This window comes from Pantoea sp. SGAir0180, assembly GCF_043546245.1.
On the sequence record NZ_CP028072.1, the window covers coordinates 71,081 to 93,174 of the forward strand.

Below are 22,094 nucleotides of genomic sequence, written 5' to 3' on the forward strand. Positions count from 1 at the left end.
GGATCTTCAACATTACAGCCTGCCGGGCTACGGATTTAACCGTAGCTACCACTGGGCGGAACCTCATCCCGTTGGGGATACCACCACAATCAGTCAGTTATTAGCGTCTCGCGGTGCCGCGCTGAGTTTTAATGGCAAAGAATATTACAGCCAGCAAGAGATTCAGACCCTTTTAAGCCAGTTAATGGTACCCCCTGTCGATTCTCACACCTCAACCCCTGTCAGGAACCTCATGATGAAACAACCCGATGCCAACAGTCCTGCTCTGGAAAGTGATATTCAGACACAAGTTACCGTTATCTGGCAGGAAGTGCTGGCTTTGCCTTCCATCAGGTCAGATGAGAATTTTTTCGATCTCGGTGGCAACTCGTTATGGGCTTTGCAGATTGTCAGCAAGATTAACGCCAACTTTGGCTGCGAGATCCATCTTTCCGAATTGCTCCATGCCGCCACGATAGCCGATCTCTCCGCGCTTATTGAACAACGTCTGTTCAGCAGTGTGGATGATGCAGAGCTGAATACATTGCTCGGCGAGTTAGGGGATCTTTCCGAAAGTGAAATTCTGGCGTTGTTGCAGGAAGGTAAAGGGAGCAACGGATGAATGAATTCCTTAAAGAAAAGCTGGCGAGCCTGACGCCTCAGCAAAGGGAGCAACTGCGTCAGCGCAGCGCGCAAAGAGCGAAGAAACCATTGCCCGAGACCAGCGGTACACTCGATTTCAGTTTGTTCTTTTTCTCGGCCAGTGATAAAGACGACGCAGACAATAAATATGACATGTTGTTCCGCTGTGCCGAATTTGGTGACCGCAACGGGATTAAAGCCATCTGGTTGCCTGAGCGGCATTTCACCCCGTTTGGCGGCATGTATCCCAACCCTTCAGTGTTGGCTGCTGCACTGGCCGTGCGCACAGAAAATCTGGAACTGCGGGCGGGCAGTGTCGTGGTTCCTTTGCACAATCCGGTGCGGATTGTCGAGGAGTGGTCAGTCGTTGATAACCTCTCCAACGGGCGGATTGCTCTGGCATTAGCCAGCGGGTGGCACAAAGGAGATTTTGCATTACGCCCTGAAGCCTGGCATGACCGTCGTGAGCGGGTGGCCAGCGGCATGGAACAAATGCAACGTTTGTGGCGAGGTGAAGCGGTCACCGTGCCAGGCGTTGACGGGGAAGACGTCGAGGTACGTACCTGGCCACGCCCGGTACAGCCCGCGCTGCGCTTCTGGCTAACCTGCAGTTCACCTGAAGGTTGGGTTCGGGCCGGAGAGCAAGGTTGCAATGTGCTTTGTATGATGGGCAATTCTCTGAACATGCTGGAAGAGAACATTACGCGCTATCGCCAGAGTAGGGAAAAAGCAGGCCTTGATCCGCAAGGGGGAACCATCAGCGTGATGTTGCATACCTATCTGGACAATGACATCGACCGGGCTAAATCACTGGTTCGTGAGCCGATGTTGCGTTATCTCGAGGGATATATACGCCAATACGATGGTCTGGTGGACGCGGATATAAGCCAAAGTGTGAATGCCAACAAAGAGCAGTTCCTCGAATTTGCCTTCGAGCGTTATTTCGAGCAGGCCGCACTCTTTGGCCCGTTAGAAAAATGCCGCCAGCTCACCCACACCCTGAGCGCCATGGGTGTCAATGAGATCGCTTGTCTGATTGATTTCGGCGTCAGTGTCGACGATACGCTGGCGAGTCTGGCACTTCTTCGCGAGCTTGCTCCCACTCAATCCTGCCCGGCAGGGCAAGAGCCAAAGGTAAACTGATATGTCTGATGTCACTCCATCATTGTCTGCCCTGAGCCCTGAATTGAAAAATAAGCTGCTGGCTCAGTTATCCCGACGCGCTAAAACGGCCAATGAAGTTCAGGAAATGCTGGAAAATCAACCTGCACCCTGGCTGACACTGGATCAGCGGCCATTATTGACGCTTTTTGCTGCCGGGGAAGAGCAACCTGTCGACGCAGTGTCCATTACCTGTCTCAACGATCGCGTGGTGGGTAACGGTTTTAGTTTGCGGGATATCACCCACGGTATTTGCGGTGATTTACCCCTGCTCAGTAATATCCGCCAGCTTCCTGAAGGACGGATCGCTACGCTGACGTTGCCGCGTACTTATGGGCAAATATATTCCCAAAGTGGGGATATCGTCCGGCTGGTTGAGCAAAGCCTGAACATTGCCCGTTCGCTGGGCGCGCGTGCCGTTTCACTCACTGGCCTGATCCCCTCGGCCACCCGCTATGGTCAGGATATTCGCCATCAGCCTGACCAGCCTCTGATCACCACGGGGCATGCTACCACTACATCGACTGTGGTGCTGTCACTGCAAAAACTGCTCAAGGTTTCCGGTCGTAATCTGGCCTATGAAGATCTGAGTTTCATTGGGCTGGGATCGGTAGGCACGGCGGCACTCACGCTGATGTTGAAGGTGTTGCCCCATCCGCGCAGTCTGACATTGTGTGATCTTTACTCCCGCCGTGAAGCCCTGGATGTACTGATGCATCATCTTCGTGAAGATCTGGGCTATGCAGGCAATCTCAGGTTTGTCCCCTCAGGGCGTGTTTGCCCAGATGAAATTTATGAGGCGACGACATTGGTTGGCGCAACCAATGTCCCCGATGTTGTGGATGTCTCGCTGCTGCGTCCGGGGACGTTAATCGTGGACGATTCTGATCCGCATTGCTTTGATACCGCCATGGCGATTGAGCGCTTGGAAACGCAGGGCGATATTCTGTTCACCGAGGGCGGAGCGCTGCGTTCGCCAGCAGAAATCCGCCACCGCATTTATGTGCCAAAAGGGCTGGAATGGGCACTGCAATACCCGGCAGACGATGACAACGCTCATCATATCACTGGCTGTATTCTTTCCAGCCTGCTCTCCGGTAAGTTTGATTATCCGGTCACCTTGGGGATGGTGGAGCCGCAACATGCCGTGACGCACTATCAGGCACTGGTGGAAAGAGGGTATCAGGCTGCCAACCTGCACTGCGGACCCTGGCGTGTACCGGCTTCGGCGATCGCCGCATTCCGCCGCCAGTTTGGCGCGGGGGAGGCTTAAATATGGTTTCTCCGGTAGAACATCTCGTCTGTTTTCATCATGTGATTCAATACTGGGCGCAAAAGCGCCCGGAAACTGTCGCTTTCCATTATTTGCCGGATGGGGAAAGCGTTACGACGACCCTGAGCTATGCGCAACTGGACAGACAGTCGCGTCAGGTTGCGCAGATGCTGCGCGATCAGGGACTGAATAAGCGGCCGGTACTGCTCCAGTTCAAACCAGGAACTGACTTTATCTTGGCATTTTTCGGCTGTTTATACGCGGGAGCGATTGCTGTCTCTGCATATCCTCCAGGGACCAACCGGTCGAAAACGGACCGCCTGCAAAAACTAATTGCCAGCAGTCAGGCCACCACAATTCTGACCAATCAGGAAACCCTGGCGGAAGTTCAGCGAGAAAGTGAAGGCGAAGCGTTTACGATGCTCTGCCTGGAAGATGCGTTGTCTGTAGAAAAAATTGAGTGGCAGGAGACGGCACTGACGGGGGAAGATATCGCATTTCTGCAATACTCCTCCGGTTCTACCGGCGATCCGAAAGGCGTAATCGTCACGCATGCTAACCTGATGAGCAACCAGCGGGCCATCCGTCAGGGGATGGGTAATGGGGACCATACGGTTTTTGCAAGCTGGCTGCCTCTGTTTCATGACATGGGGCTTATCGGCAACGTCATGCAACCGCTGTATCTGGGCGTGAGCTGCTGGCTGATGCCGCCGATGGCATTTTTACAAAAACCGCTGCGCTGGCTAAAGCTTATTTCTGAGGCGGGGGTGACCTGCACCGGGGGGCCGGATTTTGCCTATGCGCTCTGTGTAGATAAGGTCAGCGAAGAAGAGCGTGAAGGTTTAGATCTTTCACGCTGGTCGGTGGCCTACAACGGCGCGGAGCCCATCCGCAGCGAAACCGTGGCGCGTTTTCAGGCCGCCTATGCCCCTTATGGCTTGCAGCCTGAGGCCATGTATCCCTGCTATGGCCTGGCGGAGGCGACGCTGTTCGTTTCCGGAGATCGTGCGGGGTGCCTCTGACAACGTTACTTATTGACAGTGAAGCGCTCAGTGTCGGTATGGCGAAGGCCAGTCAGGAGGGTACAGGCGTTACGCTGGTGAGCAGCGGACAACTCTGGGGAGAAATGCAGGTAATTGTCGCCGATCCGCGTGCCCTTACTCACTGTGCAGACGGGCAGGTAGGTGAAATCTGGCTATCGGGTGACAGTGTTACGCAAGGGTATTGGAATGCGCCTGAAGCCAACGCAACGCTGTGGGCTTCTTTGAAGCAAGACCCGGGCAAATGCTACCTGCGTACCGGCGATCTGGGATTTCTCTATGAGGGTCAGTTGTATGTGACCGGACGCTTAAAAGAGGTGCTAATTGTCCGTGGCCGTAACCACTATCCGCAAGACATTGAGCACACAGTGCAACGTGCCTGCCCTGAGTTTGTCCGCGACAGCGGTGTCGCATTTATGGCGGGTGACGAACTGGTGGTCGTTCAGGAAATCAGACGCAGTGCCATACGCCACTTTGACTTTGAGCGGGCGCTGGAACAAACCCGCAGCGCCGTTGCCCTGCAACATGGTCTGACGCTGGCGCATCTGGTCGCTGTTAAACCCGGCACGGTAGCAAAAACGTCAAGCGGCAAACTGCGCCGGCGCTTTATGTGCAGCCAGTGGCAAGCGGGACAAATTACTGCGATCGGGACCTCACACCGCGCAACATCCTCAATGGCCCGTGATTCGGCACTTTTCACGTTGCTGGAGGCCAAAGGACTCAGCGTCCGTCCACAACATACGCTGAGCGCGCTGGGGATTGATTCGCTACAAAGGCTTGAATTGCACGCCTCTCTGGAACAAAAACTGAACAGATCAATTCCGCTGGAATGGTTACTCGACGATCTGACTCTGGACGCGATTGATCAGCAACTTCAGGCGCAGCCTGTTTCCGGGCTGGCGGAGCAAGCCCCGGAAGTCCACGAAGAGCAGGCGTCGGAGATGTCAGAAGTCACACCTTGGCAGCAGGCGATTTGGTTGCACCAGCAGGCCAATCCTGACACCGCATTCTACAATTTGGCGACCATAGTCGATCTTCCTGACGGCGTTAACTCACAACACGTGCAACGTTCACTGGATACACTGACCATTACCCATCCTCAGCTCGCGGCAACGCTGACACAAACTGGGTGGAGCACCGGCGTCAGTGTGATGTTGGAATGTGTGGATGTCTCTGACTGGACACTGGCGCAACTCACGGCATGGCTGATGAATTTCCGTTCACAACCGTTCGATTTGGCGGTGACCGCACCGTGGCGTTGTGCGCTGCTGTCCTCAGAGGGAAAGGGCAGTCAACTGGCATTGGCGGTTCATCATCTGGTTATTGACCACATGGCAGCCCAGACGTTGTTAGAGGATTTGGCTAGGGTGGTCTCCGGAGAGCATTGCACGACCGGGGCTACCCCGTTGCCAGTCATGCTGGGCGCCTCTCACGCCAGCGCTGTCTGCAATCAAAAAGCCGATGCTGGCTGGCTGGCGTCGCTGGTCATGGCACCTGAGCAAATAGAATTTAATCTGCCTGTACCGCCGCAACCGGCGGCGATGGCCAGCGTACGCCAAATCTTGCCTCCGTCTGACACTCAGGCGCTTAAACACCATACGAGACTGACGGAAACGACGCTGCATGTTCTACTCGCCAGCGGATTTGCCGCATTACTTGCACGCTACAGTGGCGAAACGCATATCACGCTGGGTGTGCCGGTTTCAGTACGTACACCCCGGCAGACGCGATGGGTAAGTAACGCGGTCAACATGCTGCCATTGCCATTGCAGTTGGATGAAGAGACGACCCTCAATACCTTGCTACAACAGGTCACGGCAAAAACGCATTTGCTGCTGCGTCATCGTTTTCTGCCGTACCTTTCGCTGCTTGAGCAAGTACGTGAGCATCAGCCGCGTCGGAACAGCCTTTATCATGCTGTATTCGCCTGCCAAAACGAAATGCCGAATGCCCCGCGTTTCATTCCCGCAGCGGCAGCGCAAAGCACATTTTCACTGCTGGTTTTCCCTTCACCGCAACAGATTGTGCTGGAGCTGGAATTTGATCCTACTCGCTGTGATATTGCCACGGCACAACGGTTATTAGGGCATTTGCAACAGTGGCTGAGTGAGGCTTTACGTCAGCCGGATACTGAAATTAACCGGTTAGGGTATCTGCCGGCACATGAGCAGGCAGCATTAGGACTGCTCTGCAGGCCTGCCGTGCCTGATTTGCGCCGGGAGGATGTGGTGACCCGTTTCTGCCAGCAGGCAGAGAAACATCCTGAGAAGATAGCTGTTGAAGACCGTAACGGCGATTGTTCTTACCGGGATTTACTGACGCTGGCTGAAGGATACTCGGCGCTGCTGCATAAGCAGAATGTTCAGCCGGGCGAGCGTATTGGCCTGGCCATGGCGCGCGATCGTCACCTGCCTGCGGCCATGCTGGCGATCCATGCTGCAGGAGCCTGCTATGTGCCCATGGATCTCAGCTACCCAGCAGAACGTCTTGCGATGATGATGGAAGACAGCCAGTGTCGTATCGTGATGACGCGCGAATCTGCAAGATTCCCAGACCATCAGGTCATCACACCGGAAGAGTTAATGCCGGAAGTCATAGGGCGTCTGGCTGCGGCAAAGCCTGACACTATCGCCTATGTTTTGTACACCTCCGGCTCTACCGGCAGACCGAAAGGGGTCCAGGTCACACATGCCAATATCGCCGCGCTTCTTGACTGGGCACAAGGCTGCCTGAGTGATGAGGAGCGGGAGCGAGTACTCGCATCAACATCCGTCTGCTTTGACCTGTCGGTGTTTGAAATTTTTGTGCCGCTGTGTCTGGGTACCTGCTGCGTTATAATTGAGCGCATCCTCGATCTGGCCGTACATCCGGTGGATGTTTCGCTGGTGAACACTGTCCCTTCTGCTGTTGAAGCCCTGCTTCAGGCTAATGCTTTCCCTGAGGGCGTTCGGGTGGCGCTGGTGGCAGGTGAACCTTTCCGCCAGTCCTTGGTTGACCGCCTGCTGAGACGCGTATCGCTCCAAAGGTTACTGGATTTATATGGGCCGACTGAAGACACCGTTTATTCCACCTGTGCGCAGAGATATCTTGGCGGCGAAGAAACGATTGGAACTCCGTTATCCGGCACCCGGGCTTATGTGTTGGACAAATTCCAGCAGCCCGTTGCGGAAAACATGCCGGGAGAGTTGTGGCTGGCTGGCGAGAAGCTGTCGCAAGGTTATTTGCAAAGGCCCGAACTAAATGCTGCAGCCTTTATGTTGCCTGTAGCGCTGAGCCATCTTGAAACCCGCGCTTACCGGACCGGTGATCGCGTCCGCCGTCTGCCTGACGGGCGTCTGATTTACCTGGGGCGTCTGGATCATCAGATAAAGCTGCACGGCTATCGTATCGAAATCGGCGAGGTTGAACGCTGCATGCTACGTGCGCCGGGTCTGCGCGAAGTCGTCGTCGATGTGATCGATAATCCCGCCGGACAGAAGCAGTTATCCGCGTGGTATATCCCCGCAGGGCGCGATCCAGGTGTTGTATCGTTACGTCGCCACCTTTTGCAGTCACTGCCAGAATGGATGGTGCCTTCGGCCTGGCTGGCGATGGATACATTCCCACAGACACCAAATGGTAAAATTGACCGCCGTGCATTACCGCAGCCCGTGGCAGTAGACGCCGCATCGCAGCCTTTGTTGCGTGAGGATGAACATCAACTGGCGGATTTGTGGCATCAGGTTTTGGGGCAGCGCCCTCAGAGCCGAGAGGCGCATTTCGTCAGTCTCGGGGGGAATTCCCTACTCGCCGTGCAACTCCGTCAGCGGTTAAATAATCTCTTTGATGTCGAGATCCCAGTCGCTTTGCTGCTCAATCACCGGGTGCTTGGGGAACAGGCGGATGCCCTGAATACCTATTTGCAACAGAACGCATCTCGTGATGATCTTGAGGAAATTGCATTATGAACCAGATAATTGCGCTCTATGAGCAGTTAACGGCGATGGGAGTATCCTTAGAACTGGCTGGGGAACAGTTACGTGTCCGGGCGCCGAAAGGGATAATGAATCAAGAACTGAAAAACCGGTTGCAGTTGCATAAAACGGGATTGTTACAACTGTTGACCGGCGAAGGTGATGGTGTGCCTGCCGGCGAAGGACAAACCCGGCTTTGGTTGTGGCAACAGCAACAGGGCGGTGATGCCTATCATCTGGCACTGGGGTTGCAACTCACCGGGCCACTGGATACGGCATTGCTTTGCCGGAGTTTGCATGAAGAAATCGCGTCGCACCCGGTACTGCGTACCCGTCTGGCAGAAACCGATCAAGGCTTATACCAGCGCCTTGCTAAGGGACCTGCGGAGATTATATTACAACCAGCGCCCGTAGGTACGCCGCAGGAGTGGCTGAATGCGCTGGCTGCTCCGGCTTTTGATTTAGCACAAGAGGCACCGCTGCGCGTACAATTACTGCGGCAGAGCGAAAATTGTCATCTGTTGCTGATGGTTTTCCATCATACGGCGATTGATGGCTGGAGCCTAGGAATAGTGCTTGGCAGACTGGCTCAGCGCTATCAGGGGCAGGCACCGGCGGAAAAAAAACTGCCTTTATATCGTCGTGCCGCCAGGACTCACGACGCTGATGCCTGGTGGGATGACTGCCTGCAAGATGCACCCGAACCCATTTTGTTCGCGTCAGCCGGACGTGAGCCATCGCAGGCTGAACATCGGGTATTTCCCATTGACGACGCGCTGTGGGCGCGCCTTTCTGATTTATCTGGCCAGAGCGGTATTAGCCTGCACCACTGGCTGAATGCGGTTTTCCATCTGCTGCTCAGTAAACTGTATGGGAAAAACGACACCGTCTTCCAAACCCCTTATGCTAACCGCAATGACGTCCAGGATACCGCGCGTGTGGGGTTTCTGGTCAATACGCTTTTCAGCCGTGCGCGCATGAAACCCGAACAAACGTTGTATTCACTTGTGCAGGCGCTGGCGGAGCAGACGCAGGAAAGTCTGCTTCACAGTCACGCCTCATATCAGGGGCTGATGTCCCGGCACCCGAATGCTGTCAGTAATATTATGTTCAGCCTTGAAAGTGATCTGACGGACAGCTTTGCCTTGCCCGGCATTGATATCAGTCTGATTCGTTATCAGCCCCGGCAACCCAAGTTTGATTTGATGCTTACCGTCATTCCGGGTAAAAAGCCGCAGTGCCTGTTCGAATTCCGTAAGGGGGCCTTAACGTCTCAGGAAGTGAGCCGAATGGGCGAGGCCTACCTGCGCCTTTTGCAACAAACGGCAGAAGCGCCCGACACGCCGCTTCAGGCAACCCGTCTCTGGCCGGATGCCGGATTACCGGTGCTGCCGCCAGCACCGGAAGGCATGCTGGCGCGCATTGAGCGCCAGGTCAGGCGCACGCCACAGGACATCGCCGTCGCGCAGGGAGATCAATGCTGGTCTTATGCACAACTTTGGGCAAGAGTCGGCCGAATAGTGGAATGGCTGTGTGCGGAGGGAATTCGTCCTGGCTCCAGCGTAGGGATTTGTCTGCCTGCCGGACCGCAGTCGCTGGCCGCGACTTTAGGTGTCCTGGCCGCTGGGTGCGCCTATGTGCCGCTCGATAATCAACAACCTCCGGCGCGATTGCAGGGCATGATTGCGGATGCCGGACTAGTGCTTGTGATTGATCCTCAGTCTCTGCCAGCGGGAGAGTGCGCTGAGAGTTGGGAGCTGTGCTCTCCTTCACCAGCAGACCCTGCCTGGTTGATATTTACCTCCGGTTCAACGGGAACGCCTAAAGCAGCGATTGTGCATCACGGCGGGGTGTCGCGGCTGCTGGACTGGTATGTGCAGGTGGTTTCGCAGGAAGAGCCGATGCGTGCACTACTAATCAGCAATACGTCTTTCGACTTAACGCAAAAAAATCTTTTTGCCCCCCTGATGTGTGGCGGGCAGGTTCTTTTCCCAGTGATGGAGCAGTTTGATCCCCAAGCCATTCTGGCGGCTCTGACGCAGTTCCGTGCCACCGTCATTAACTGCACGCCTACCGCGTTTATCTCCCTGCTGCAAGAGTCCAGAGAACGGGATTATGTCGCACTGGACTCCCTGCGGTACGTAGTGCTCGGAGGGGAACCGATCCTGCTGGCACCGCTTCGCCAGTGGCAACAAAAACGACCAACGCCATGCCATTTCATCAACAGTTATGGTCCGACAGAGTGCGCCGATGTGGTGGCCTGGCACCGGCTGACTCATCCTCTGGACGCTCGGGATAACCCTGTCCCCATCGGGCGGCCTGTTCCGGGGGCTGTTCTTTCGGTAGTCGATCTTCACGGGCAACCCCTGCCGCCGGGCACCATTGGTGAACTGATGATAGACGGAGATGGCGTTGGTCTGGGCTATCACCAACGGCCTGATATCACAGTACGGCAGTTTTTGCCCGCGGGATGCGGCATCAATCAACGGCGTTATTTAACCGGCGACCGCGCTCAATTGCGCGAAGATGGCAATTTTTACTATTTAGGCCGCAGTGATCGCCAGATTAAGCTCAATGGTTATCGTATTGAGATTGAAGAAATCGAAGCCGCATTACTCGCCACAGCCCTAGTGGATAAAACAGCCGTTGCCTTACGTGACGATACCCATGGTCACGCCATTCTTGTCGCTTTTTATTGCAGTACCCAACCCGGTTTGACGGAGCGGAGCTTGCGAGATGCTCTCAGTCAGCGGCTGGCACATTATCAGATGCCAACACGTTACGTGCTGCTGGATGATATGCCACTGACTCGCAGTGGGAAAATTGACCGTAACGCGTTACCGCAGACTCTGCCTGCGGGCCAATATGTTTCACCGGAGGGGAATTACAGCCGGGACTGGAGCAGGAAGTGGCTGAGATTTGGCAATCATTACTGGGCTGTGCGGTTGAGGATCGTGATGCCGACTTTTTTGCGCTTGGCGGGCATTCTCTGCTGGCGATGGAAATGGTGCGTGAAGTCCGTCGTCGTCTAAACCGGCCTGCGCGCACCGGCCTGCTGTTGCAAAAGCCGCGTCTTGCCGATTTTGCCGACGCACTGGCCTGTTTGCCCGTAGAGCAACTTTTACCGGCGACGTTGAACACCCGTGATCCCCATGCGCAACATCCTCTTTCCGCGATGCAGCAAAGGTTATGGTTCCTTTGGCGTCTCGGTGGGGCGGGCAGCGATTATTCCATGTGTGCCGCTTGGCAACTGGAGGGCGTTCTGGACAGTTCCCGGTTGCAGAGGGCACTGGCCGCAGTGGTCGCGAGGCATGAAATCCTGGGCAGTCGGTTAATTGAGGATCAGCACGGGCCTCGTTACTCTGTCTCGCCACAGGATGGTCCGATAGCACTGGAAGAGTACGATGTTTACGAAGAGGATTTCCAGGCGTTCCGTCAGCGGTTTCATGCGGAACCTGTCGATCTGGCAAAGGATCGTTTTATCCGTTTTGCGCTAGTGCATACGGCACAAAAACGGCACTACCTGCTGGTAAACCTGCATCATATTGCCGCTGACGGGTTGTCATTTCCAGTGCTGATGGAGGATTTACAGGCGGCATGGCACAACGCACTGCCTGCAGAGCCGGCGCCCCAGTTTTCCGGGTTAATCAGCCTGCGTGAGGTCAATTATCCTGGGTTACGCGAGCACTGGAAACGCTGGCTGGCGGATGCGCCGCAAACGTCAATGTTTCCGGCGGATGGCGCAGAAGGACAATATCCGGGGCGTGAGGCCGGGATCCAAACACTGAATCTGACGCCACAACAATGGCAACGCGTCAAGCAACAGGCGCGCCAATGGAACGTCACGCCGTTTATAGTGATGTTAAGCAGTTGGTTTATTTTGTTGCAGCGATACAGCCGGCAGGATGATCTGATTCTGGGCGTACCGGTTGCATTGCGTGATGATCCTGACAGTGCCCGAGTCATCGGCCCATTGCTCAATAACCTCCCGTTGCGGGTGCAGTGCGATAGCGCCCTGTCAGTAGAAGAGATAGTCCGGCGGGTGGCGTCATCCTTTGACCAGGCCATGAGTGCTGCCGAACTTCCTTTTGAAGAGATTGTTGATGCCGTCAACCCGGTACGAAATGCACACCAGTCCCCTTTATTCCAGATTCAGGTGGTGGAAGATCCGGCCAGTCTGAGCAGACTGGAGCTTGAGGGGATAAATGTAACAGCCTGTCCTGCGTTGTCGCAGCAGGCAAAATATGATCTTAACGTTCATTTCCAACCGCAGGACGAGAACTTCAGGGGTTATCTCGCTTATCGCAACTCTTTGTATGGCAAAGACACAATGGCCCGGCTGGCGCTGGCCTGGCAGCGGCTTCTCATCGCCATGCTTGCAACACCACATGAAGCTACGGGCAAACTGAGCCTGCTATCTGCAGAAGATTTTGCTGACCAGCAGGAAAGGTTGTGTCATACCGATCTCTCGCTCAATACCACGGGCACATTGCATGGGCTATTCGAGCAACAGGTTCAGCGTACGCCACAGGCGACGGCGGTCATAGGGCCTGAGGGCAGCCTCAGCTACACGCAACTTGATGCGTGGGCCAACCGGCTGGCACATGGCCTCATCGCCGCAGGTGTGTCCTCGGGTGACTGTGTTTCCGTGTGTTTGCCACGCAGTGCCGCCCGTATTGCGGTGCTTTATGGCGTACTTAAAGCAGGGGGGATGTATCTGCCTGTCGATCCGCAGTGGCCGGCAGAACGGCAATCTTTGGTACGTGATCAGGCACAACCTGCGCTGCATATTGATGAGCATTGCCTTGCATTACTTGCTGGAGGACAGCCTGACACGCCGGTCAACCGGAAAATTGATGCGCAGATGTGCTGTTATCTGATGTACACCTCGGGTTCTACCGGTATACCGAAAGGCGTGCCAATCAGGCACGGCGGCGTGGCGCACGACTTGGTGTTCCTGATCCGCCGTCTTGCGCTGGGGGCGGGCGACCGTGTGCTACAACTCACGTCTTTCAGTTTCGATCCCGCTGTGCGCGATCTGTTCGCCACCCTTGCCTGTGGTGCTGCCGCCATTTTGCCTGATGATGATACGGCAATGCATCCTGCACGTATTCTTAGCCTGATGGCCGAACATCGCGTCAGCCATGTGCTGTCGATGGTTCCAACGTTACTGCGTGCATTGCTGGCAGAAAACCCCGCTCCTGGCGCGCTACGGGTACTCATGCTTAACGGCGAACGACTGCGCGGTGACGATCTCACTCATGCCCGGCGTGCTTTTGGTCAGCAGCTTATCCTGATCAATCAGTACGGGCCTACCGAAGCCACCATGACCAGCGCCACGCATGTTGCGACCCACGCCGATGAGCAGGCCCTGACCGTGCCACTAGGTATTGCCAATCCCAATACGCAATTGCTGGTTATGGATGAGCAAGGGGTGGTTTTGCCAGAGGGGGCCGTGGGCGAAATTTGCATCGCCGGACCAGGTTTGTCAGACGGGTATTTTGGGCAACATGCCTCTGAAGCGTTTGTCTGGCGCACCTTACCCGATGGCGAACGCCGACGATTCTACCGCAGCGGTGACCTCGGACGCTGGAACAATGACGGTGTGCTGACCTTCCTTGGCCGGATGGATTTTCAGGTTAAATTGCGCGGTAACCGTATAGAACTGGGTGAAATTGATGCCTGTCTGGGGCAACTGCCGGAAATACGCCATTGCGCAGTTAATGTTATTGGTGATGAACGTAACCCGGTGCTGGCGGCCTGGATTGCGGAAAGTTCACCGGGTGCGGTAAGGCTCGATACCCTTAAACAGGCGATGATTGCAAAACTGCCTGCTTACATGGTGCCGTCAAGCTTCACGCTTTTGCCCGAACTGCCGTTAACGGCCAGCGGCAAGGTGGATCGCCGTCGTTTACCCCAGCAAATTCCGCAGCAATCACGAGGAAAAGTCGAACCGCTCACTTCTGATGAACAGGTTATCGCTGAAGTCTGGAAACAGTTGCTTGAATTAAACGTGCTGCCCGATTGTGATACCAACTTTTTCGAGATGGGTGCTAATTCATTGATGATGGTACAGGCCAGCGAGCGGATCTCCGGGCCTTAGGCCGTCCTCTGGCGGTCGTTGATCTGTTTGCGAACCCTAACATCAGGGCGCTGGGTCGATCCCTTGATCAAAAGATAACCGGGCCACAAGGGCTCTCTGAAATCAATACGCATGCCAACAAACGCCGCGCTGCGCTGGCTCAGGTTCGCGAACGCCGTACTCCCGTTCAGACACAAAGGAATAACTCATGAGCAACACTCAGCCGGATCGCCTGATGCGTGGAATGCAGACTATTGAATCTTTGGCATTGCCGATGGGTAACCCGCATGGGCTTCTGCACGGGATGCGTCTGCATGCCCCTCAGTTTAAGCAACATTTTTTGCAGGAACTGGGCGATCATTTTGTAACGGGACAGGCTGTCGATGAGAAAACCCGCGTCCTGTTGTCGTTAGTACTGGCCTGCGCGGCGGGTACGCCTGCCGCACTGCTGGAGTTTTGTATCGGTGCGGCGTTAAGGCAGGGTTGGCAGCGGGAACAAGTTCTGAACGCTGTTGAACTCACGGCGTTATTTAACGGCTGGCCAGCGGCGATTGAAGCGATGCAGACTGTGATCGCGACTTTCGGCAAACTCGATACTGTCACTCAGGAGACGCGAAAAAATGACACACGCTGAGACACATGGTCGCTTCTTTCCGCTGGATGAGCACGGATACATTATCAATGATACCTCACCCAGCCATTTTCCGGCTGCATTTGGTCAGAGGTTGGTCGGGGCGTTCCAGCGTGCTTTTCCGTCCGGGTTGCGGGCTGTTTATCTGCGAGGTTCCGTGGCGCGCGGCACGTTTGTCCCGCATCTGTCCGATCTGGATGCCTTTGCCGTCCTTGATGATGCGTGTCCGACAGAACCGTTGATCATAGAAGCTGCTTTAGCCACGGAATTACGCACATTACTCCCCGGTCTGACAGAGCTGGAATTCACCACCTGTCATGAACACGACGTGCTGGGTAATTACTTGGGGGTATGGCCATTTTTTATTAAAACTCAATCGCTGCTGCTTTACGGGGTCGACTATGCACGCCAGCTGGCGCCTTATCGCCCCGGCGTTTCCATCATGGGAGAAGCGTTGTGGTTAGCTCAACGGGTCGCTGAATATCAACGGCGTTTGAACCAGCCTGAGTGGCAGGCAAAGCCGCAGCTTTTGTGTGAATGGATGATGAAGGCTGTAGTACGTGCTGCGTTCGAGTTGACGATGGAACAACAGCATTGCTACACGAGGGATCTTGCACTTTGTTGTCAGGTATTTAGCATTCATTACCCCCACCAGGCCGGTCTGTGTCACCAGGCAATGGTCTGGGCCATTTCGCCGGATGATGACCTTGTCGGTCAGCAGCAGTTGCTTGCTGAATTCTGCCCGTGGATAGAAAAGCAATTGAAGCGTGTGATGACTGAGCATCACCTTGATCCCAATGATTACCATCTCGCCCCGGCCGGGGAGGCCGCGCAATGAGCAATCTGACTGAAACACTGCGTAATAAAAGTCTGCAAATCATCTGGTCAGCCGTTTTGATCAGCACGGTGGGGAATTTTTTGCTGATGCTTTCGCTGTCGGTGTATGTCTGGCGGATCACTGGCAGTAATTTCCTGGCATCGGCAGTTTTCGCCGTGCAGTGGGGAGCTATTATATTTTCCGCACCGCTGGTCAGTCGCCTTTTGCAACGCATTCCTGCTGCCAGACTGGCGGCAGGAAGTGAGTGGCTGGGGGGCTTGGTGTCGCTGGCAATTGGCCTGAGCTATCAGCATTTATGGTTGATATTTGTACTGCTTGCTTTACGAGGGTTGGTAGAAAGCCTGAGCAAAGCGGCCCGTGTGGTCGCGTTGAAAGGCAGTGTTCCTGCGCCTTTACTTGGGCGCGCCGCTTCGTTGTTCGGCACCGGCACTTTCATTGGTATTGCCGTCGGTTCCTTACTTGGCGCTGTATTAGTAGAAAAAGTCTCATTGGTTGGGTGGCATTCATTGACAGTCTGACTTTTGTGGTTTCAGGCACTCTGTATTTTCTGCTATGGCTACGTAATCGAGAAATGGAAAGCGCTGCGCCGGCTAGCAGTGGCAACGCGTTGCGCCCGGCATTCGATGCATTACGGCAGCAACCCCAACTGCGTCGGCAATTTGTCTGGGTAATTCTGACCACGGCACTTTTGCAGGGATTTCATAATGTTGCTCGGACCCTGCTGCCTATCAATCTGCTGGGGCTGGGGAAGAGGGCGTCATGTTGCTTCAGGCCATTGCCAGTGCCAGTTTCTTTTTTGGTGCGTTAGTGGTGGCTTTGCTGATGCAGGGTGAAAACCAAAGCTGGCGTAATCAGCCGTGGCTTATTGCGTTACTGAGCATTGTGCTGATGCAGTTCTCACTATTGACGCCGGTGGTCTGGCTGAGTCTGACCGGCTATACACTCTATCTGTTCCTCTTCGAGATCGCTTTCACCTTCTGCCAGAAAAATATGATTGTTCAATGCCCTCAGACGGCGATGGCGGCGGTTTCATCCAGTGCGTTATCGGTCTCCACGCTCGGGATGGTGCTGGCTATTGTTGCGGGTGGTGCGCTTTCTGACCGGGTTGGCTGGTCGCGACAGGCTGGGTTTTCTGCGCGCTATTTGCTGCCGTTTTGTTGTGGGTTGAATTGCCTTACTGGCTGGGGAAAACACGACGTTCAACGCTGGAGGAGCAGGCAAATGATTAACTGGTTGCGCAGCGATTTGAGCGAAAAGCTGGTGTGGTGGATGAAACCTGGTGCGGAAAATTCGCCGTTGTCTGAGCTGCTGAGCATCCTGCGACGCGGAACGCTGACAGGTGAACTTCCTCCCTACATATTAGGAGAACGCCGCTGCATTGCTTTTAGTGAAATTCCCGTTATTCAGGCTGCACGACTGCTACTCAATGCCCGGTCGGCAGGGTTAAATTTTGCACCTTACGGGTTGCAGTTTGATCGCAATGCCATGTTTGCCAGAGGAGCTCGGCAAACCATCCATCAGCCTCTGTCTGAAGCGGAATGCCTCAGTGCAGATCAGCGCTTTCGTCACATCACGCTTGCACCCGAAAACGGCGTGGATTTTACATGGAAACGTGAATGGCGGCTGCCGGTGGATGAGTACGCATTTGACGCAGACCAGTGCAAGCTGATTTTGCCCAACCGTCAAGCATTGCTGTGGTTGAGACAGCATTTTTCCTCGCCAGTGACTGGCAATGTTCTTCTTCTGGAGGATCTTTTATGACCCTGGCATTGTCCCTCGGTGCATCACCACAGCATAGTTTATGGTCGCTAGACTCGCTACAAGACGCACTCCTGCTTGCAGCACATCATGCGGATAATGGGATTGAAACCTTGAATGCCGAAGGGGCACGAACGTTCTGGCGATACGCAGACTTTTATCCTCAGGCTATCGCCGCCAGTCATGCGCTGGCAGAAGCGGGAATAAAGCCAGGGGAACGGGTTTTGTTACGTCTGATCTGTCCGGCAGATTTTGTGCTTTCTCTCTGGGGATGTTTGTTGCTCGGTGCTGTTGCGGTGCCGATTGCCGCTGGACAACCTTGGCCGGAGGATGAGCAAGCTTTAACACAGGCACTGGCAGCCCTGAAGTTAATTCGTCCTGCGGCAATGATTGGCGCGGGTCGCGATCTGGCACATTTTCGTTTGCTTCAGCAAAACATGCCACAGGCACAGATGCCTGTTATTGACGCTGCGATGTTGCGCGCACTGCCTGCCAGTCATGAGTTGCCTCTGACGGCAGCACGAGGGAACGATTTAGCCATCATTTTCCCTACGTCAGGCTCTACCGGACAACCCAAGCTGGTAACTCAGAGTGTCCGTGCGCTGCTCGCAATGGCAGCAGGAAGCGCACAGATGAATAATTTTACGGATCAGGATGTTTTCCTGAACTGGATGCCTATGGAACACGTCGGTTCAGTGGCATTTTTGGTATTTTGCCTGTCTGCTGCGCGGCGAAACAAATCCATCTGGCCAACGCCTGGGTAGAAGACGATCTGGGTCGTTTTCCCCGTCAGATTGCGCAGAGTCGTGCTACGGTCGGCTGGGTACCTAACCATGTTTTCAGCCAACTGGCCCAATGCCAGCCCGCATCTGACTGGACTTCAGTAGCCTACGTTTTCTGGTTAATGCCGGAGAAAGTATCAGCGATCAGATGGATCACTTTGTCAGAAAATTCGCAGATTATGGTTTAACGGCTGCTGCATTGCGTCCAGCCTTCGGCATGTCAGAAACGTGTTCTGGACTGACCTGGTCAGCAGGAAACGGCAGTCGGATCAGAGGCTACATTGATTCAGGTATGCCAATCCCCGGCGCAAGCTTGCGTATCACGGATGCTGAGGGAGAGTTACTCCGGGAAGGTGAGGTGGGCGATTTGCATGTCCGTGGCCCTTCAGTGACCCGGGGATATTTTAATGGTGAGGCAGAAAGCTGCTTCCTGCCTGAGGGCTGGTTTGTGACCGGCGACCGCGCATTTCTGCAGCAAGGGCGGTTGTATATCACCGATCGTGAGGGCGATGGTATTGATGGGATCGCGATTCCCGGTTATCAGATGGAAGCCGAGCTGGAACGCCTTCCGGGCGTCCGTGCTGGCTACACCGCCGTATGTATGGCTGCCGGGCTTATCGGTATCTTCTACGTCGTCCAGGCAGGAGCCGATGCTCAGACCGTCTCAAGCCGAATAGCAAAGCGTGCAAAAGAAATTACAGATGCTGTGCCTTACCGTTTATTCCTGTGTGAAAGCCAGAATATCCCGCGAACATCCATCGGCAAAATTCAACGTAAGGTATTGCGTCGTCGTCTGGCCGGGATGATTGAACAGGAAGCGGTTGAATGAAATGTCATGCATTCGGTTATGCCGGTAGCAGCGACAACGCCTTCATCCCGCTCAAGGCTATATGGCCACGGGCATTATCGCTGCAACAATATGTCTATCCCGGGCGAGGAAGTCGTGTGTCGGCCGAGTTCGCCGTCTCGCTGGGGTCATTGGCGCGCCAGGCGGCGCAAGAGATCGATGTAGTGCAACCGGTGATACTTTTTGGTTACAGCCTGGGAGCGCTGGTGGCTTATGAAACGGCACGGGTCCTTCGCTGCCAGAATAAACCGGTGTCGGCTCTGGTTGTATGCGCGATGAATGCACCACATTGCCAGCAGCCGTCCCGGCAGGTACATCAAATGGATTTGCCTGAACTGACCCGTTATCTGGCAGATCTCGGTGGTACGCCGCAGGAAATACTGAACTCAACAGAACTCATGGCCTGGTTTGCCCCGGCGATACAGGCCGATTATCGTTTGCTTTATGACTATTCACCGCCTTCTGAGGGCGCGCTGGACTGCCCGATAGTGGCACTTTACGGTGAAGATGATCCGCTGACGACGCTGGCGGGGATTGAGGAATGGCATAGTTGCACCCGCGCCACTTTCGAATGCGGCAGCCTCCCTGGCGGACACTTCTTCCTGCAGAATCAGCCTGAAGCCATGACTTCATTGTTATTCAATCTGTTACCTTTCCCCATACTGAAGGAAATATCTGTATGAACGCAGATCTTTGTTTCGAATTTTGTGCAATGAACAGCCGTGTTGGTGATATCGCTGGCAACAGTCAGCGGATTCAGAAAGCCTGGCTGGAGGCGCAGGCACGTCATACTGACTTGCTGTTCTTACCGGAGATGGCGCTGTCCGGTTATCCGGCAGAAGATCTGGTGTTGCGGCGCGCCTTTATGCAGCAGATCAGGCAGGAAGTCGCTACCCTGATGGCGCTGTCGGTCAGAGCGGAGACGGCGTTAATGCTGACGACGCCGTGGTATGAAGAGGGAAAACTGATCAACAGCGCGCTGCTGATTGATAAGGGCGAAATTGTACAGGTTATCGCCAAATGCGAACTACCTAACTATGGTGTTTTTGATGAAGCGCGCTGGTTCCAGTCGGGCCAGTCACCTTGTCCGGTGACGTTCCGGGGGCAAAAACTGGGGGTGATGATCTGCGAGGATGTCTGGTTGCCGCGTCTGGCCCGGCAACTTAAACATGCCGGAGCGACAGTGCTGATTTCTCTCAATGCCAGCCCGTGGACACAAAACAAGCGTACTCAGCGCCTGCAAGTGCTGCGCCAGCGGGTCAGCGAAACCCGTCTTCCGCTGATCTATCTCAATCTGCTGGGAGGACAGGATGAACTGGTATTCGACGGGGGGGCACCGTATTGAATGCGCAGGGGAGTGTGGTCATGCATTGGCCCGCCTGGCAGGAACGGTCATTCACCGTTTATCTTGACGGACAAAGTGGTCAGCCGCGTCTGCCGTCGCCGGTGCCGGAGCCCGTTGAGGACCCGCTGGAGGATTTGTACCATGCATTGATGTCAGGCTTGCGTGATTACGCTGTGAAAAATGGTTTCGACAGCGTATTGCTAGGGCTTTCCGGCGGTATTGATTCGGCTCTGGTGGCGGTGCTTGCCGCTGATGCACTGGGTGCCGGGCAGGTTCGCGCAGTGATGTTACCTTCACGTTATAGCAGCCACGGAAGTATGGTGGATGCGCAGGAACTGGCGCAACGCAGCGGTATCATGCTTTATTCACTGCCAATAGCAGAGCCACATACCGCGTTAGAACACACACTTTCCGGGGTGCTGGGTGATGAACCCTTAAAAGATCTCATGGAGCAAAATCTTCAGGCCCGCACCCGCGGTACGCTCCTGATGGCGCTATCTAATCAGTGGGGATCTCTGTTGCTTTCTACGGGAAATAAATCCGAAGTGGCCGTAGGTTATTGCACGCTCTATGGCGATATGTGCGGGGGCTTTAATCCCATCAAGGATGTTTACAAAACGCTGGTCTACGCCTCTGCCAGTGGCGTAACCAACACCAGCCTCACCACGGATACCTGCGGGCTAGGGATGTTATCCCTCAAGAAATTCTGACCAAAGCGCCCAGCGCGGAATTGAAGCCGGGTCAGCAGGACAGTGATAGTCTGCCGCCTTACGAAACTCTGGATGCCTTGCTACGGCTACTGATCGAAGAAAACCTGACTTGGGAGGAAATTAAGGCTCAGGGTTTTGCGTCTGAGGATATCCATCGGGTTGCGGGATTGTTAGAGACAGCTGAATACAAACGACGTCAGGCTGCACCTGGCATTAAAGTCAGTGAGTTAGCACTTTCAAGAGAGCGGCGCTACCCCATCACTAACGGCTTTGTTTTGCCGGGGAATCACAATGCCAGCGAGGTTTTAAACGCATCATGATTGTGTCGAACATGTTGTTAACTTTCGTTCTCACTAATTTAGCGTTAAACGTAACGCCTGGTCCGGCGGTGATCCAGGTCACGAGCCATGCGTTTACTCAGGGCTGGCAGCGGGCACAACTATCTGTGTTGGGCATTTTGTGTGGTAACGCGGTGTATTGTCTGCTTTCTGCCGTGGGGTTGGGGGCATTGTTGATGGCGTGGCCTCATGTATATCAGATCCTGCGCTATGCCGGGGCTCTTTATCTGGTCTGGCTGGCGTTAAAACGTTTGTGGCAGTCTTCCAGGGGATCTACCCTGAAAATTGCACGTAAAGAGATGCATTCCTTATCTTCACTGTTTCGTGAAAGCTTTCTGTTGCAGCTTTCTAATCCTAAATCGCTCCTGTTTTTCTGCGCGCTGTTGCCGGTTTTCATTGGTGCTTCTGACGGACAGGGCGGGATAGCTATCCTTCTGCTCGGGCTGTTGGCTATAGCGCTGGAATATCCGGTGTTACTCGGCTATACACTGGCCAGTTCGACGCTGGCAAAACGTTTTAATCAGAGAAATGAACGCGGACGCAGAGTGATCGATGTGATTTGCGCGTTTCTATTGCTGTCTTCAGCATCACTGGTGCTTTTTGCCTGAGGGATACGGAGTTTTCATGTCAAAGGGTTATCGTCGTACAGGCAAAATTGTTTTGGGGTTTGTTGCTGGCATTTTTATATTGCTGCTGCTGTCCGGCATGGCCGGCT

Annotated in this window: 18 protein-coding genes; all 18 read left to right on the forward strand. The window is 54.7% G+C overall.

The genetic code is table 11. The features are described 5' to 3' along the window. Positions 1 to 235: 235 nt before the first annotated feature. The 18 genes from C1N58_RS20960 (at position 236) to C1N58_RS21045 (ending at position 21,987) form a co-directional block, all read left to right on the forward strand. Positions 236 to 601: a phosphopantetheine-binding protein gene (locus C1N58_RS20960; RefSeq protein WP_394564976.1), complete on the forward strand. Its 366-nt coding sequence runs from the start codon at positions 236 to 238 to the stop codon at positions 599 to 601. Beyond that, entirely contained in the window at positions 598 to 1,764 is a 1,167-nt protein-coding gene (locus C1N58_RS20965) for a MupA/Atu3671 family FMN-dependent luciferase-like monooxygenase (protein ID WP_394564946.1), read from the forward strand. Before C1N58_RS20960 ends, C1N58_RS20965 begins: the two co-directional genes overlap by 4 nt. A 1-nt stretch (position 1,765) precedes the next feature. Beyond that, positions 1,766 to 3,055, forward strand: a complete 1,290-nt coding sequence (locus tag C1N58_RS20970) for a hypothetical protein (protein WP_347449507.1) — start codon at positions 1,766 to 1,768, stop codon at positions 3,053 to 3,055. A gap of 2 nt (positions 3,056 to 3,057) precedes the next feature. Then, on the forward strand, positions 3,058 to 4,077 hold the full coding sequence (locus C1N58_RS20975; RefSeq protein WP_394564947.1) for an AMP-binding protein: 1,020 nt from the start codon (positions 3,058 to 3,060) through the stop codon (positions 4,075 to 4,077). Continuing rightward, on the forward strand, positions 4,068 to 8,042 hold the full coding sequence (locus C1N58_RS20980) for an amino acid adenylation domain-containing protein (protein WP_394564948.1): 3,975 nt from the start codon (positions 4,068 to 4,070) through the stop codon (positions 8,040 to 8,042). Before C1N58_RS20975 ends, C1N58_RS20980 begins: the two co-directional genes overlap by 10 nt. Further along, the gene (locus C1N58_RS20985) at positions 8,039 to 11,080 is read left to right on the forward strand and encodes a non-ribosomal peptide synthetase (protein WP_394564949.1); all 3,042 of its coding nucleotides are present in this window, start codon (positions 8,039 to 8,041) and stop codon (positions 11,078 to 11,080) included. Before C1N58_RS20980 ends, C1N58_RS20985 begins: the two co-directional genes overlap by 4 nt. Beyond that, positions 10,966 to 14,151 (forward strand): non-ribosomal peptide synthetase, encoded by a 3,186-nt coding sequence (locus C1N58_RS20990; RefSeq protein WP_394564977.1) that lies wholly within the window; start codon positions 10,966 to 10,968, stop codon positions 14,149 to 14,151. The genes C1N58_RS20985 and C1N58_RS20990 overlap by 115 nt, the downstream gene beginning before the upstream one ends. Before the next feature lie 187 nt (positions 14,152 to 14,338). Then, on the forward strand, positions 14,339 to 14,764 hold the full coding sequence (locus C1N58_RS20995; protein ID WP_394564950.1) for a carboxymuconolactone decarboxylase family protein: 426 nt from the start codon (positions 14,339 to 14,341) through the stop codon (positions 14,762 to 14,764). Continuing rightward, positions 14,751 to 15,599, forward strand: coding sequence for a nucleotidyltransferase domain-containing protein (locus tag C1N58_RS21000; protein ID WP_394564951.1), 849 nt, complete (start codon positions 14,751 to 14,753; stop codon positions 15,597 to 15,599). The genes C1N58_RS20995 and C1N58_RS21000 overlap by 14 nt, the downstream gene beginning before the upstream one ends. Next, entirely contained in the window at positions 15,596 to 16,117 is a 522-nt protein-coding gene (locus C1N58_RS21005; RefSeq protein WP_394564952.1) for an MFS transporter, read from the forward strand. Before C1N58_RS21000 ends, C1N58_RS21005 begins: the two co-directional genes overlap by 4 nt. Before the next feature lie 241 nt (positions 16,118 to 16,358). After that, positions 16,359 to 17,360, forward strand: coding sequence for a hypothetical protein (locus tag C1N58_RS21010; RefSeq protein WP_394564953.1), 1,002 nt, complete (start codon positions 16,359 to 16,361; stop codon positions 17,358 to 17,360). After that, positions 17,357 to 18,121, forward strand: coding sequence for an AMP-binding protein (locus C1N58_RS21015; RefSeq protein WP_394564954.1), 765 nt, complete (start codon positions 17,357 to 17,359; stop codon positions 18,119 to 18,121). Before C1N58_RS21010 ends, C1N58_RS21015 begins: the two co-directional genes overlap by 4 nt. 109 nt (positions 18,122 to 18,230) lie before the next feature. Beyond that, positions 18,231 to 18,968, forward strand: a complete 738-nt coding sequence (locus tag C1N58_RS21020; RefSeq protein ID WP_394564978.1) for an AMP-binding protein — start codon at positions 18,231 to 18,233, stop codon at positions 18,966 to 18,968. Next, on the forward strand, positions 18,965 to 19,669 hold the full coding sequence (locus C1N58_RS21025) for a thioesterase II family protein (RefSeq protein ID WP_347449495.1): 705 nt from the start codon (positions 18,965 to 18,967) through the stop codon (positions 19,667 to 19,669). The genes C1N58_RS21020 and C1N58_RS21025 overlap by 4 nt, the downstream gene beginning before the upstream one ends. Further along, complete coding sequence (locus tag C1N58_RS21030) at positions 19,666 to 20,331, forward strand: nitrilase-related carbon-nitrogen hydrolase (protein ID WP_394564955.1); 666 nt, start codon at positions 19,666 to 19,668, stop codon at positions 20,329 to 20,331. The genes C1N58_RS21025 and C1N58_RS21030 overlap by 4 nt, the downstream gene beginning before the upstream one ends. A 20-nt stretch (positions 20,332 to 20,351) precedes the next feature. After that, on the forward strand, positions 20,352 to 21,041 hold the full coding sequence (nadE, locus tag C1N58_RS21035) for an NAD(+) synthase (RefSeq protein WP_394564956.1): 690 nt from the start codon (positions 20,352 to 20,354) through the stop codon (positions 21,039 to 21,041). Between the two features lie 20 nt (positions 21,042 to 21,061). Continuing rightward, on the forward strand, positions 21,062 to 21,361 hold the full coding sequence (locus C1N58_RS21040) for a hypothetical protein (RefSeq protein WP_394564957.1): 300 nt from the start codon (positions 21,062 to 21,064) through the stop codon (positions 21,359 to 21,361). Further along, a complete protein-coding gene (locus tag C1N58_RS21045; RefSeq protein WP_394564958.1) occupies positions 21,358 to 21,987 on the forward strand; it encodes a LysE family translocator in 630 nt (209 codons plus the stop codon). The genes C1N58_RS21040 and C1N58_RS21045 overlap by 4 nt, the downstream gene beginning before the upstream one ends. The last annotated feature ends 107 nt before the right edge of the window (positions 21,988 to 22,094 follow it).

What these genes read in the sequence shown, in the direction of transcription:
- C1N58_RS20960 (WP_394564976.1), top strand. Translation starts at nt 236, where the DNA reads ATGAAACAACCCGATGCCAACAGTCCTGCTCTGGAAAGTGATATTCAG.
- C1N58_RS20965 (WP_394564946.1), top strand. Translation starts at nt 598, where the DNA reads ATGAATGAATTCCTTAAAGAAAAGCTGGCGAGCCTGACGCCTCAGCAA.
- C1N58_RS20970 (WP_347449507.1), top strand. Translation starts at nt 1,766, where the DNA reads ATGTCTGATGTCACTCCATCATTGTCTGCCCTGAGCCCTGAATTGAAA.
- C1N58_RS20975 (WP_394564947.1), top strand. Translation starts at nt 3,058, where the DNA reads ATGGTTTCTCCGGTAGAACATCTCGTCTGTTTTCATCATGTGATTCAA.
- C1N58_RS20985 (WP_394564949.1), top strand. Translation starts at nt 8,039, where the DNA reads ATGAACCAGATAATTGCGCTCTATGAGCAGTTAACGGCGATGGGAGTA.
- C1N58_RS20995 (WP_394564950.1), top strand. Translation starts at nt 14,339, where the DNA reads ATGAGCAACACTCAGCCGGATCGCCTGATGCGTGGAATGCAGACTATT.
- C1N58_RS21000 (WP_394564951.1), top strand. Translation starts at nt 14,751, where the DNA reads ATGACACACGCTGAGACACATGGTCGCTTCTTTCCGCTGGATGAGCAC.
- C1N58_RS21005 (WP_394564952.1), top strand. Translation starts at nt 15,596, where the DNA reads ATGAGCAATCTGACTGAAACACTGCGTAATAAAAGTCTGCAAATCATC.
- C1N58_RS21010 (WP_394564953.1), top strand. Translation starts at nt 16,359, where the DNA reads ATGTTGCTTCAGGCCATTGCCAGTGCCAGTTTCTTTTTTGGTGCGTTA.
- C1N58_RS21015 (WP_394564954.1), top strand. Translation starts at nt 17,357, where the DNA reads ATGACCCTGGCATTGTCCCTCGGTGCATCACCACAGCATAGTTTATGG.
- C1N58_RS21025 (WP_347449495.1), top strand. Translation starts at nt 18,965, where the DNA reads ATGAAATGTCATGCATTCGGTTATGCCGGTAGCAGCGACAACGCCTTC.
- C1N58_RS21030 (WP_394564955.1), top strand. Translation starts at nt 19,666, where the DNA reads ATGAACGCAGATCTTTGTTTCGAATTTTGTGCAATGAACAGCCGTGTT.
- nadE (WP_394564956.1), top strand. Translation starts at nt 20,352, where the DNA reads ATGCATTGGCCCGCCTGGCAGGAACGGTCATTCACCGTTTATCTTGAC.
- C1N58_RS21045 (WP_394564958.1), top strand. Translation starts at nt 21,358, where the DNA reads ATGATTGTGTCGAACATGTTGTTAACTTTCGTTCTCACTAATTTAGCG.